General features: G+C 53.6%; 7 protein-coding genes. 2 read left to right on the top strand and 5 right to left on the bottom strand.

From position 1 onward, the window contains the following. Window positions 1-73: 73 nt before the first annotated feature. A complete protein-coding gene (locus tag CRP01_RS05700) occupies window positions 74-2,464 on the bottom strand; it encodes a PASTA domain-containing protein (protein WP_099149045.1) in 2,391 nt (796 codons plus the stop codon). A 133-nt stretch (window positions 2,465-2,597) separates the two neighbouring features. On the opposite strand from CRP01_RS05700, the gene CRP01_RS05695 reads away from it, so the two are divergent. Together CRP01_RS05695 and CRP01_RS05690 are read left to right on the top strand one after the other, a co-directional pair. Beyond that, a complete protein-coding gene (locus CRP01_RS05695; protein ID WP_099149044.1) occupies window positions 2,598-3,896 on the top strand; it encodes an MATE family efflux transporter in 1,299 nt (432 codons plus the stop codon). Window positions 3,897-3,982: 86 nt separating this feature from the next. Then, complete coding sequence (locus tag CRP01_RS05690; protein WP_099149043.1) at window positions 3,983-4,345, top strand: rhodanese-like domain-containing protein; 363 nt, start codon at window positions 3,983-3,985, stop codon at window positions 4,343-4,345. Window positions 4,346-4,363: 18 nt separating this feature from the next. Here the strand turns inward: CRP01_RS05690 and CRP01_RS05685 are convergent, their stop codons facing one another. The 4 genes from CRP01_RS05685 to CRP01_RS05670 all read right to left on the bottom strand — a co-directional run bounded on the left by CRP01_RS05685 (window position 4,364) and on the right by CRP01_RS05670 (window position 13,325). Then, complete coding sequence (locus CRP01_RS05685) at window positions 4,364-5,974, bottom strand: gliding motility-associated C-terminal domain-containing protein (protein ID WP_099149042.1); 1,611 nt, start codon at window positions 5,972-5,974, stop codon at window positions 4,364-4,366. Between the two features lie 251 nt (window positions 5,975-6,225). After that, window positions 6,226-6,609, bottom strand: coding sequence for a DUF7009 family protein (locus tag CRP01_RS05680; RefSeq protein ID WP_099149041.1), 384 nt, complete (start codon window positions 6,607-6,609; stop codon window positions 6,226-6,228). Window positions 6,610-6,652: 43 nt separating this feature from the next. Then, window positions 6,653-7,738 carry a PorP/SprF family type IX secretion system membrane protein gene (locus CRP01_RS05675; RefSeq protein WP_170110243.1) on the bottom strand — a complete coding sequence of 362 codons (1,086 nt, stop codon included), beginning with the start codon at window positions 7,736-7,738 and terminating at the stop codon, window positions 6,653-6,655. A 136-nt stretch (window positions 7,739-7,874) separates the two neighbouring features. Beyond that, window positions 7,875-13,325: a proprotein convertase P-domain-containing protein gene (locus tag CRP01_RS05670; protein WP_170110242.1), complete on the bottom strand. Its 5,451-nt coding sequence runs from the start codon at window positions 13,323-13,325 to the stop codon at window positions 7,875-7,877. Window positions 13,326-13,818: the final 493 nt, after the last annotated feature.

Here is a 13,818-nt window from a genome sequence, read left to right as displayed (position 1 = left end):
ATCGTATTAAAAAATAGTGAACAGCGAGCATTTCACTCGCTGTTCACTATAATTCCTTTTGGAGTCGGTAATACTAATTTTCGCAGTTGTCCGGCCTGGTGGCGGTCAGATATAGATTAATCTGAGCTCCCTTCGGGATCAGTTTACCCGGAGCGGTAGCCGGTTCCTGTTTCCAGACATAATAATCGCTGCGGTTGCCGTCGGTACCTCCGTAGACTTTACCCAGCACCAGGCTTTTGGCCCGGATCTCAAACTGAGCGGCGTCAAAAGTTTTACACAGCAGATCGGGCAGCTCCACATTATCCGACTGCCGGGTAGAGATCACGGCATCTACCGCTTCCCCTTCCGGTACTTCTACTTTGCCCTGCCGCAATTGGGTATTGGTAATCCTTTCCCCGTCGACTATCAGATAAAGGATGGTTCCTTCGGCCAGCTTGGGATCAAAGTTCTGGTCTTTCACCAGCAGGCGGATCTTGCGTTTGCCGAGTTCCCGGCGGTAGTTGTCAATGTCGTCGCCCACTTCCGTAAAGGCCGGTAGGGTCACCAGTTTTCCTTTACCCTGATAGACGGAGACGAATACGGTACGATCTTCCTTAACGTTACTGAGCGGCTCCGGATACTGGGCGAAGATCTCATTGGCTCTTTTACCGGGTTGGAAAGAGGTGCTGATCACTTCCATCTTCAGCCCCTTGGCTTTGGCTTTACGAGTGGCATCTTCCAGGAGCAATCCCTGGTAATCTTCCAGTTGCATGGAGTCGCCGTGCTTGGTGTATACCCGCAGCCCCATATTGAGCAGCAGGAACAACAGGACGACAAAAAGGGCCGCAGCTCCCAGGTTCCTCAGGAACACCCGGGAGGAGAAGAACGCTTTCACAGAAGGCCACCATCCTGCCGCTTTTTTCCGCCGGCGTTCCTGGGAGGGGCTTTCCTGTATCGATGATGTTGATTCGGGCATTACTTCCTTTTCCTTGTTAAGTTTTTCTAATTCCCGTTCGTATATCGCCTTATTAGCAATTACGGCCGGCTTATCCGATGACTGCGGGGGAATATACGGTACACCTTCCGGCTCGGGTGGCGCCTGCGAATTGGCAAGGGCGGGCGTCGCACCGGAACTTAGCGTTTCCAGTAATGACCGGTACGCCGGATCCGGGTTGGCCGCCTGCCGGGCCCGAAGGGATGCAATAATAAAACTTTTTAGCGCCTCTCCACTTAAATTTTCCCTATTAATTGGTCCGGTGAAAGCCTGGACTTCTCCGGGGATGAGTGTGCCCGCGCTGGATAGAATGCCAAAGATCCTGATGCCGGAGGTAGCGGGAAGACTTTCCGCCAGGGCTTCGCAGTGCGTAATGAGCTGCTCCTGCAGGCTATCCGAAATTCTCGGAACGGGGCCATTGGCGGCGGGAAATTGCTCCGTCCCGGCCACGAGCGCCCGTGAAGGTCCCAGGAATCGCAGGGAGGCGGTATCCCAACTTCCATCTTCCTGTCTGATCAACAAACAGGAAAGTGCAGTGCCTTCGGGCAAAGAAGAGACCAGAATGTCGTCGGCAGCCTGCTGGGATCTGAAAATATAAGTGGTATCCGGCCGGTCGGCAGCCGTTTGTTTCAAATAATCCATAAGGGATCTGGGGCGCTGGAATACGATGGTCTCCTGACCGGTGTTCAATTCCAGCGGAAAGCCGATCCCGGACGGCCACTGGGCCAGTTGGCGAACGAAGTTCTCCCGATCGACCGGATTCATATCCAGCCAGTCTTCGGCGGGCAGCCGTTTTTGGCCGAAGGCCAAGTCGATGGCCCGGCGTAGTCCCTCGGGGCCGTCTTTGGAAGTCACCACGCTGGAACGCCCGGCACCGTGCGGGTGGCTCGGACGCAGTAGCAGGGGATAGGCAACACTGACCGTATCTTCGCCCCAGATCGCCTGCAAACTATTATCCTGCCAGTCTTTGGTACTCAGCCGCAGGGCGGCCGGCATATCGAAACCGTTCTTTTGCAATTGGAGATGAAGACCGTAACGGTCGTGGATCAGGTCCAGCAGATCGGCCGGCTCACCGGTATGAGGGATTCGCTGGGCACTCAAATTACTCTGCAGTTGCTCCACATCGGGTAAGGCCAGGAAAGCCATGCTGATGTGCTCGGGAAGTTCTTCAAAGCTCAGGGGCCGTCCCAGCTCTCTGGCCATGGCCTGCTTTTCGGGATCTCCCAGACTGCCGAGTTGCTCGGGATAAACCGTGAACTGGGCCCGTTCGCCTGCCGAAAAATATTTTGCGGACGGGTAAAATTCACTGATGCTGTCATTCGTCGGCATACCTTGATCCAGCAGTATCAACTGGCCGAAAGGATCCACGAATACCGGCAGGGGATCAAAATTCCCCGATTGTAGCTGTTCGTAGATCCTTTGTGCCGTTCGGAGTGAATGATCCCTGCTGGAAGTAGCTCCTCCGAAAAATATGCCGATTGGAATTTTCATGTTGTTGGCAAGCGTGTTTTGTTAAGCGAATCCATATTTTTGGCCCCGAAACCGACAAATTTAGCTTAAAAAGCGATTACTACGAAATTCTGCTATCCTGCAAATTCCGTAAAAACTGGTATAAAAGACGAATATGAACCGGGAAATATTACGCCTGGCCGTGCCAAATATTCTCAGTAATATTTCCGTGCCCCTGCTCAGCACGGTGGATACGGCCCTGATGGGGCGTCTGACGGAGCTGCATCTGGGGGCCGTTGGACTGGGCGCCATGATCTTTAATTTTATCTACTGGAACTTCGGTTTTCTCCGGATGGGCACTACCGGAATGGCCGCTCAGGGCTACGGCGCGGATGATGCTAAAGCCATTGCAGCTACTTTGGGACGTGCTTTACTGGTGGCCCTGATCCTGGCCGGACTCATCCTTTTGTTCCAGCGACCCCTGGCGGAATTATCTTTCCGACTATTAAATGTGACGGAGGCCCAGTTGCCGCTCGTCCGCGAGTACGTATTCATCCGGATCTGGGCCGCACCGGCTACGCTGGGTACTTACGTGCTGTTCGGCTGGCTTTTCGGTATGCAGAACGCGATCTATCCGCTGGTGCTTACGGTGTTCAGTAATCTTGTGAATATGCTACTCAGCTGGTATCTGGTGCACGAGCGCGGCATGGAAACGGCGGGCGTGGCCTACGGTACGCTGATCGCTCAGTATGCAGGTTTTCTGCTGGCAGCGGGCCTGGTTGCTTACAAATATCGGGACTACCTGCGGATGATCCACCTGAAACTGCTGCTGCAATGGCAGGCACTGCGCCAGTTCCTTTCCGTGAACAGTGACCTGTTTATCCGAACCTTTTGTCTCACCTTTTCTTTCGGCTTTTTTTACAGTCGCTCCGCACTGGACGGGGCCATGGTGCTGGCAGTGAACGTGATTTTACTGCAATTCCTGAACTGGATGTCCTACGGCGTGGATGGTTTTGCCTACGCTGCCGAGAGTCTGGTGGGGAAATACGCCGGAAAAAAGGACCAGGCGCAGACGATGGCCATGATCCGCCGGTCCTTTGTCTGGGGCATGGGACTGGCTGCCTTTTATACCCTGCTCTACGGGCTGGCCGGAAACCCGCTGCTGCGCATTTTTACCGATCAGCCGGATGTGATAACGGCGGCCCAGCCCTTCCTGTTCTGGATGGCCTTATTCCCTTTGCTCAGTACGCCCTGCTACATCTGGGACGGCATCTTCATTGGCCTGGTAGCTTCGAAAGCCATGCGGAACAGTATGATCCTGGCGCTGGCGGTTTTTCTTTTAGCCTACTATCCGCTACAGTCCCAGTGGGGCAACCACGGACTTTGGGCGGCCCTGCTGATCTTTATGATCGCCAGAGGGGCGATCATGCAGTGGGTATTTGACCGGGAAAAGATGGTCGGTGGGGCGGGCTGAACGGAAAAGAAAGCCGGTTCCCTTCAAAACAAAATTGCCCTATATTCCAATTAAAAGTATATTTGTAAAACACCAACGCAACAACTATGTCGGATGCCTGTAAATTACGCCGGTGGGACCTGTTGAAGAAACAGCTTAAAAATTTCAGTCCAAAAGAATTTCAGGAAGCTATCGCCAAGTGGCCGGAGGCGATTCTGATCGATTGCCGTACCGCCAACGAATACCAATCCGGGCATTTGGAAGGTGCGCTGAATATCGATTATCTGGATTATGATTTCCTCGAAAAGATGGAAGCGCTGGATCCGGAAAAGACCTATCTGGTGTATTGCCGTACCGGTCGGCGGAGCGTGCGCACCTGCATGTTGATGAAAAACAGTGGCATCCCGACGGCCTACAACCTGGACGGTGGACTGATCGCCCTGCAGGCCATGGAACAGGTAGAGGCCTGAACCGGAAATTAATGAGGTCTATCTGATCAGGCTGATACTTCCCGACAAACGTCTTTCCAATCCGTCATCCATAAGCATTACTACGGAATATACGTAAATCCCTCCCGGCAAGGTGCGCCCTTCAAAGGTGCCGTCCCAACCGGTAGAAGGTTCGTTGGGCACGAGGTTCTCACCGAGGTAAGCCAGATTGCCCCATTTGTCAAATACCCGCAGACTTTTGATCTCTACCAGATCATCTTCTCCCATTATGGTAAAAAAATCGTTGATCCCGTCGCCGTTCGGCGAAAAGGCATTGGGCGTGTAGACCTTATATAGATCGAGGTTGAGGGTCACCAGACTATCACAGCCGGCACTGGAAGTGAGTAGAATAGGGTAGGTGCCCGGTCGGGAAAAAGAGAAGTTCTCCAGTTTATAAGATTCCGATTCAAAGATCTTGGCGCTTACGGTATTTTCCTGATCGTAGGCGGCTATGACTTCCAGTTGTACAATGCTGTCGCAGTTTTCGGCGGTTTTCAGGGTGTCCAGATAGGTACCGGCGCTGTTGAGCAACTGGGGGCCGAAGCGCAGGCTTTCCCCTTCACAAAGCACCGTTCGGGAAAAAGAGAATTCCTCCGGGATGCTGTGCCGGTAAATATTGGTCACCTTACAACCGTCCGAACCCGATATTCTTACCTGATAATTGCCCTCTCCGGTATTGACCTGCAGTTGGGGTTGGACCTCTCCGATCAGGGCCACTCCGTCCTTATACCATTGGTAGTCCAGCGAATCGGCTGCGGGTACCTGCAGACTGAAGGAATTGGAGCAGGGGCTTTCGCCGTTATCGGTGATCTGATAATTAAAAACAGCCTGTTCATCGAGGATCAGGTTATCGATAAAGTAATAATAACTGGTGCTGGCCGGCCGATCCGCACAGGCCGGACCGATCGCAATGGCCTGGATGTCCTCGCGGGGAGTGATGTCGATCCTGGTTTTGACCCAATTGTTGGAACCACTCAGTCCCACCTCACCCAGTTTGATCCAGCCCGGACCGTTGGTCGGGCAACCGAACATCTGATCGTTATTGCCGAAGGGCAGGTTTTTGCAGTCGGTGGTGCCGAAAAAGGTAACGGAGATCGGCGGCGAATTGCTGCGGTTGGTGAATCCGATATGAAATTCTATGCGGTAGGGAATGCCGGCTTCGAGCGGGGCCAGCAGGCAGGCCCCCACGTATTCCTTCCACCAGGGTTCAGCCTGGCCCATGATGTTTCGTCCGTCCCGGAAACCAACCGCTCCCTGGCCGTCGGGAAAGGGCAGGGGAGGCGGCAGATTATCCCAGCCCATCCAACCGCAGGTATTAAGATAGTCGGTCGTAGGAGCAGACGCCTGTATCCAGGTATCCGCACAGTGGAGCTGAGTGATCCCCGCAGGACAGCAGCTCCGGTCTTCGAATGAGGGATTGGGAATGCGGGAGATCGGTTCGATCAGCGTACAGGTACAATCGGGATCGTTGATGTCGATCAGACCGTCCTCATCGTCGTCGCGGGCGTTGTCGCAGATCTCCGGGGGCAATACCGGCCGGGCCGGATCTCCGGATTCAGGGATAAGCAGGATCAAGGCTCCGAATAAACGAAGGATAGGCCAGACGCTCATATTGGGAACTGCAATTGGTGAAAAAAGGTACGGCTTACCGATTATTCTTAACGCGAAGCGGTTCAGTCCTGACGTGTTTTGCACTTTCAGGATCTCCAAACCAATTTTACGTCAGTTCAGATGGTCAGGATAGTTGAAAGATAGGAAATTACGATTGTTTCGCCATGTTTTACAATTGCGAAACCCATTACCGTCTTATAACCAACAAATTCGGGGGGCGGCCGGACAGATCCATCGCCGCTACTCTGTGATCAGCAGTTGATCTCGCCTTCTTTAGGATGCGGAAACAGATCTTCCTCATCTTCGTGCGCCCGTTCGGTCAGACAGCGGAAGTCTTTTTCGATCAACAGCGAAAGTCCTTCACTGGTCGCATTATTTTGTTCTCCGACAATGCTGACCTGATCGCTTTGAACCCAGTCCCGAACTGCTTTTTCGGGAAGAATAACCAGAATGCGGTGATCGGAATATACCGCCCGGGGAGATTCGGCCGCATCCGATCTTTCCAGGCTGTAGACCAGCGTCTGACCAGGACCAAAGGCAATGGCCTCGGAAACCATCCCCGCTTCATCAAGTTGTTTAATCTCCGTCTGAGACAGACGTAAGCGGAGGGTATTACCTTTGATCCTGATCTTCATGCCGTTTATTTTTGGCCACCTGCCGGCGGTAAATGCGTTATTATTAAAAGTTCGGACATTCCACCCGATACTGCCGGGAGCCGCCCGGATGAACGTAAATGAGCGATAGCTCAAATGCACCCCGGGAGTTGTTGGCCACCGAAAGAATGGACGTAGTTACATCGTAGCTGATGCCCAGGTTCCAGCGTTCCATCTCCAGGATGGTAGTGAAAATAAGGGCATCGATACCGACACCACTATCCAGCTTATTGGCAACGTGCCCCCACAGACCGGCCCGGATGGCCAGTTCCTTCCAGTCGCGGTTGCGGTAGCGGAAATTACCACCCACCGTAGTACTCATTGAAGTGCCCTGCGAAAGAAAAGCCACCGCGGGCATAAAGCTCAGATTATCGTTGAAGGGCAATTCGGCACCACCGTGGATCACGTATTTGGTGGGAAGCTTCTCCATCGGATTATCCAGCAGCGAAATACTGGGATTGTTCAGGTGATGCATAGAACCGCCGAGGTAGACGCTCATATTTTCATCGAATAGCGCGTACCACAGCAAACCCGCGTTAAAATCCAGAAAAATATTGGTACTGGCCCGTTCAAACGCTTCGCCACTATCGGCACCGTAATTGACAGAAGCCGTATTGGCATCAAATTGTTCGGTAAACCAGAGGTCATTCCAGTTGTAGGAACGCTGGCCCGCCCCGAGTTGGGCGCCCACTACCAGGAATTGTCCGTTGCGACCGAAGCGGCCACCGTCGAGCTGCTTCATGAAGGAGCCGCCGATGTTGAGCCGGGTGCGCTGGAAATTGGATTCTCCGGCACGATCCCGCATGGCACTAATGGCAAAGGTAGCAAAATCCCGGCGGGCAACCGGCGACTTGATCTCAATGCCGGCGGTCATGGTCCGGTAAGGCTTGTTAGCCAGAATACTGCCGTAGAGATCCCGGTAATTGGCCGTAAAACGGAACTGCCCTTCAAAGGCACCGATCATGGCCGGGTTCAACTGCAGCGGGTTGGCGTAAAATTGGGAAAATCGGGGGTCCTGTGCACTGCTTTGGGTGGAATAAAGGAGACAGATCAGCATCCACACGCCCCAGTAAAAAGATCGTTTAGTTAGGATGGTAGAGTTCTCAAGCATAGTTTTCAAATTTGGCCGCAATGCGACGACTTTAGAAATAATGATCATAAGGATGGGAACACCGCCTCAGGAAATGAAAGTAGAAATTTCTCCTGGAAAGGCATCCATCCGAAAAGATTCTTAACGTTTAATTTCTCTATCTGATTAAAGTCGTCTGTCCTTTAAAACTCTCTTCTACCTGATCGAAAGGGTATATGGCCTCAAGATACCAAATATATACGCCACTATTCAAAGGTTCGCCCCGAAAAGTGCCGTCCCAGCCTTCAGCCGGGTCATTGACGGGGAAATCATACTTCTCAAAAAGTAGTTGTCCCCACCGGTCGAAGATACGGAATACTTTGATAGTTGTACCCTCCAGGCCGTGAACAATTAATCGGTCGTTGGCCTGATCCCCGTTCGGACTGAATCCGGTAGGTACCAGCACCACCCTCGGTTTTTCCACCCGGACGCGGACCTGATCCTCGGCTTCGCAGCCGTTTCCGTCGTAACCCGTTACACTGTAGATGATGGAATTCTGCGGGAAAGCCGCCGGCATATCACATTGTTCGCAGCTCAGCGTACCGCTGTAGGGAGCCGACCAGAAGAGGTCCGCTATACCACCGGCGGCATCGATGAGCGCTACGTTCAGATCGACCGTATCGCCCAGATTAATGGTGATATCGGGGCCGAGATCCAGCTGAAACTCCGGCGGACTGGCTACCGTTACGGGTTGAGCGTACAGGCAGCCCTTGGCATCCCGCACGTAGACAACCCGGTCGCCGGCCTCCAGACCGATCACGGTCGATACTCCATTGTAGTTAATGTTGTTGAGGCTGTACATATAGGGTGGCGTTCCGCCGTTGGTTGTGATCTCGATCCGCCCGTCGCGGTTGCCGAAGCAACTGACGTCCGTAATATTCAAATTGACCTCCACGGTCGCCGGCTGATCGATCTCCACGGTGGCAACGGATTCACAATTATTGGTATCGGTCACCGTCAGCGTATAGTCGCCGGCCGAAAGATTGCTGACACTGGCCACCGGGTCCAGACTATTACTCCACTGGTAGGTATAGTCGGGTTGGCCGCCGGTGGCGATTGCGGTGATGCTGCCTTCGTTACCTCCGAAGCAACTGATGTCCACCGTCTGGAACTGGATCGCGATCGGGTCCGGTTGATTCACGCGGATGGAACTGAAATTTCGGCAACCCTTGCTGTCGGTGATGGTTACCCGGTAATTTCCGGCCGGTAAACGTTCGGCCATCGGTCCCGTCTGCCCTCCGGTAGCTACACCCCAGCTGATCGTAAATCCGCTGTTAGGTCCTGCGATATTTTCTACACCGATGGTACCGTCACTGCCCTGATTGCAGGAAACATCCGTTACGACGTAATCGAAACTGATGGTATCCGGCTGGGGTAAAAAGCGGGTCTGGACGCCCCGGCAACCCCGGGAATCCGTTGCCGTGACGGAGTACTCAATATCTCCCGCCAGTCCACTGATGGTTAGTGCGCTGGAGCCGGTATTCCACATGAAGTCAAAGTTATCCGGATCATCGCCTCCGATCCCTCCTTCCACCTGGTTGACACCCATTCGCCCGTCGGCAATACCCGAGCAGGAAGGCGAATTGGCAATGATACCGATTTCAATTTCCGGCAGGTCCGTCAGGGCAATAGTGTCCTGGCCGGTACAGCCCCGGTCATCCATGGCGGTGACCACGTATATATTGGCATCCAGGCCGATCGCTACGGGACCGGACTGTTGATTGGCATCATTCCAGCTGTAAGTGTATCCGGAGCCGGACCCTCCCTCAGCCAGCGCTTCTACCTCGTTCTCCGCTGTGCCGGCACAACCCCGGTCGGTTTGGGTGGCTGCCACGGTCACCGCGGTAGCGGGCTGGCCGACCGTCGCCGTTGCCGCGGTTTCGCAACCTTTGGCATCGATTACCGTCACTTCGTAAGTGCCGCTGCTGAGCCCGGTTTCTTCCTGCTGACTGCCTCCGTTCGACCAGTTAAAGGTGAAGGGCGCGTTGCCGCCGCTCATTTCCAGCCGGATGGCACCGTCCGAGCTGCCGAAGCAGAGCGCATCGTCGATCGAAGGCGTTGCGGTCAGCGGACCGGGTTCGGGAACTTCCACCTGGGTGGTGATCTCACAGCTGTTATCATCCGTGATCGAGACGGTATAGGTGCCTGCGCGCAATCGCACGGCTTCCTGGCTGATCTGTTGCAGATTATCACTCCAGAGGTAGGTGTAATTGCCACTACCACCGGAAACGACCACCGTGGCCGATCCGGTATTGGTGTCAAAACATTCCGCCGGCTTGATTATGGTCTCTTCAATATTGAGGGATGCCGGTGCTTCGATAGTTGTACAGACAACTTCCTGGCATCCACGACCATCGGTTACCGTGACGCAGTGTTGCCCCGGTGAAAAGTTGTTCGGTTCGGAAACCGTGGCGCCGTTATCCCAGAGAAATGTATAGTCCGGAGTTCCTCCGGTAATGCTGGTGACGACGGCACCGTCTTCGGTATTGAAACAACTGGTAGCCACCGGTTCCAGAGTGATCTGCATGCCGGTGGGATTATTCAGGGTGAAATTCGCACTGACCGTACAGTTATTCTGGTCGGTAATGATCACTTCGTAGGTGCCGGGAGCCAGTCCATCTACGGTACCGGTGTCCGGCCGGTTGATCCCGACCCAATCGTAGCTGTAGGGCATTGTTCCGCCGGAAACCATGGCCCGCAGGATCCCATCGTCTCCATCCGGGCAGCTTACGGCTTTTTCTCTTTCCAGACTTGCCTGCAGAGGGAGGGGAGCCGGTACTTCGAATGCTGTGGTATCCCGGCAGCCGGTCTGATCCTCAATGACTACGATATGATCTCCGGCGCTCAAACCGTCGAAAAAACCGTTGTCCTGTCCATTGGTATCGTCATCGATAAAGTAGCGATAGGGTTCTATCCCATTGACACCCATAATGGAGATCGTTCCGTCCGATAGTTCACTACAACTCACCGGCGTGACCTCTTCGATCTGCCCTTCGTGCACACAGGAAGCGTAGACACAGGTAGACCGGACTTCGGGATTATCGCAGGAAGGAGCATTCGGGTCGGCAAATACACGCAGATCCAGACTGACCGTGTCGAAAAGCTGCAGTCCGTTGATGGTGTATTCCAGATCCGTGATCGGTCCTTCCCAGGCGGCGGTGTTGCCATTGCGGGTCAGGCGGACGTCAAAAAGGCTGAAGTTTTCCACTTTCTGCCAGTTGAAGGTGATCTGTCCGTTGGAAGTGATCTCGCACCCGATCTGCGGTTCGGGCAGGTCCGATGCGATCGCGACAACGATAGTATCGCGATCGGTACAACCGAACAGGTCGGTGGCCCGGACCACATAGTTAGTCGTAGCGCTGGGAGCGGCCATTGGGTTGGGACACTCATCGCAATCCAGTCCAAAAGCGGGCGACCAGCTATAGGTGATCTCATTGGTACTCTGAAAGGAAATACTCCAGGACTTCAGCACTCCGGATTCGTTGATGTTGGCATCGTCCGAAACGAGCAGGGTCCAGTCACCGTCAATGGCGGCTCCGGTGAGGTCCGAAAAGTCGCCTTCCGGCAAATAGTCGCCGGCATAGGGTGGAAAGGCAAAATCAATGGCGGTGGCTGCTCCCGGCGTGAAACACACCTGACTGTAGCCGTCGGCGGAATTTCCTCCGTTTTTGGTACTCAGTTCCAGCCGCTGACCGGAGGGAGCCTGCAGGTACAGTTCAATATCTCCCAGTCGGTCGGTACTGAGGTCCACACAAACGGACAGGATCTGACTGGCGGGATCGCTCAGTACGGACGGCACCACATTACCGGCCGTGATCACCGATTGCAGGGGCATACCCGGAGGGGCATTGTCAAAGCCGACCGGTACATTGGGCGTGGCGATATAGGAAACGGGTTGGTCCAGGACCAGCTCATTATTCGTTACATCGAGTTGTCTGGATTCGGGATTACAGATGAGCACATCGTTCTCCCGATTCAGCAACTGCGTACATTCGTAACAATCCGGATGCGTTTCCGGGAGAACGGTGACCACCACGGAAGTATCCCAGCTACAGCCGAACTCATCGGTGGCGTTTAGCAGATAACTGATATCACCGGCGGTACCACTGTAGGTAGCGATCGAGTCACTGCTGAAAAAATCCACTTCCGGATTGTTGACCCAGCTGTAATCGACAATGGCCGGAGAAAAGGAATTCGCAAAAGGAAGCAGGCGATTGGCAAAATTGACCGCCCATTCGAAGATCCACCCGTTGTCATCGACGATCTCATCCGTCACCTGCAGGGTCCATTCTCCGTTCAGCGGGCAACCGATGAGCTGCTCAAAACCCTGCACCGGCCGGTAATCACCGGCGGGAAGCTGTCCATGACCGTTTACATTGATGTATTCATTCCAGGTGAGCGGTGCCCCACTGGTAAAGCAGTAATCGTAACCGATCCCCGGAATGTGGCCGTTCGATCCCGTATTGAGGGTGTCATCGGCTTCGTAGGGCTCGCCGAGCACGGAAATATCACCGCTCAGCAGAGAAGTTTGCTGTAGGGTATCGGACTGACCGTTCGGGCAGGTGATGATGATATCCAGGTCGAACAAATAACTGTGTTCGATATTCAGGCAGATGCTTTCCAGGTCCTCCGGCGTTTCGATCACCGCATCCGCCGGAAATTCCTTGATCACCAGACTGGCCGTATAAGGCTCCAGTCCGTCGGGTAGGGGCAGGGAATCTGCCCGCACGCCGGAAATGGGAAATCCGCTTACACCCGGCCGGATCAGCACATCGGCATTATCCGCGGGCTGATTGGACGCCGTCAGCGAAACGGTATCGCCGATACAGATCGGATACTGGATATCGGTATTGAAGCTCGGCGGCGGAGCCACCCGGACGCGCTGGGTGAGCAGATTGAGGTTTTTACAACCGTTCTGATCGGTGGCTACGAGCTGCACTACGTATCCGCCGGGCTGGTCGTAAACGTGGCTGATCTGCTGACCATCCAGCGTGGTGCCGTCATCCATCATCCACCGGAAACTGGTGAGACCGTCATTCTGCACATAGCGGATACCCGACTGGGGGTAATCGCCTACGGCCGAGAGCATGACCGTCTCTCCGGGGCACAGATCGATGTAGCCGGTATCCGCCGGCATTACGGCCGGATCGGTGCTGTCCAGCTCCACAAATATATTCTGACAGGCCGAGCCGCAGGAAAGGGTTGCTTCCCAGCCGGAACCGACCAGACCGTCATTATTGGGTTGAAACACCAAGGTGAGACAACCGGAAGCGTTGGCCGTTGTGGCCTGTACCGAAAAGCCCTGACCGGTAATAAAATTGTTCCCGCTTTTCCCGAAAGTATTCAGGGTACCCAGCAGCGAATCCGGGTCGGCGGTGGTAGCATCGTAGAAAAATAAAGAATCCCCGGTGGCGATCTCAAAATCGGAAAAGCTGAGGCGAACGTGACTACCGGTATTGCCATTTGAACAGATCGTGGTAGTGAGTACGTCCGAATCTGAATAAGGAGTGCCGGTGCCTCCTCCATCGAAAAAGATACCGCTACAATCCATGATCATAGGGTCGTTCATCGAGTAGTTTTGTCCAAACAGGAGCGTTGGTAGGCCGCAGATGATCCACAGAATGATTTGTTGCTTGCTCAACATGCTCTATTGTTTCTTTGCTGTCTTCGGGATAAATATCCGTTAAGCTAACTTGTTCAGGAAAAGGTTTATTATAACTATGACCCTACAGTTTTGCATTGCAATAACTGTTGGCAGGCAACAGTAACGCATTACGATTTTTTTTTAGTTGTAAAGGGAAACAGTGAAGTTGATGCCAGTTTATAGTTTTTTAGGATTCATCCGGCACTGAGAGTAGTTTTTTCAATTGCGTATGATCTTGCGATCGCTTTAGAAAAAACCTTTATGTTTTGTACTTGTGGAATTTACAAATAAGATGTCAACTCCATTATTAAATTAGCAGAGGAAATCGCCACTTGGGAGTAGGAGTTTACCGTGACTGGAACAAAGATAGAAAAAAGGAAATATCTTTTTGATTACCTTTGTGATCTTTCAATCAAAA

Source organism: Flavilitoribacter nigricans DSM 23189 = NBRC 102662 (assembly GCF_002646595.1).
Lineage (GTDB): Bacteria > Bacteroidota > Bacteroidia > Chitinophagales > Saprospiraceae > Flavilitoribacter > Flavilitoribacter nigricans.
This window is presented reverse-complemented; position numbering and strand designations above follow the sequence as displayed.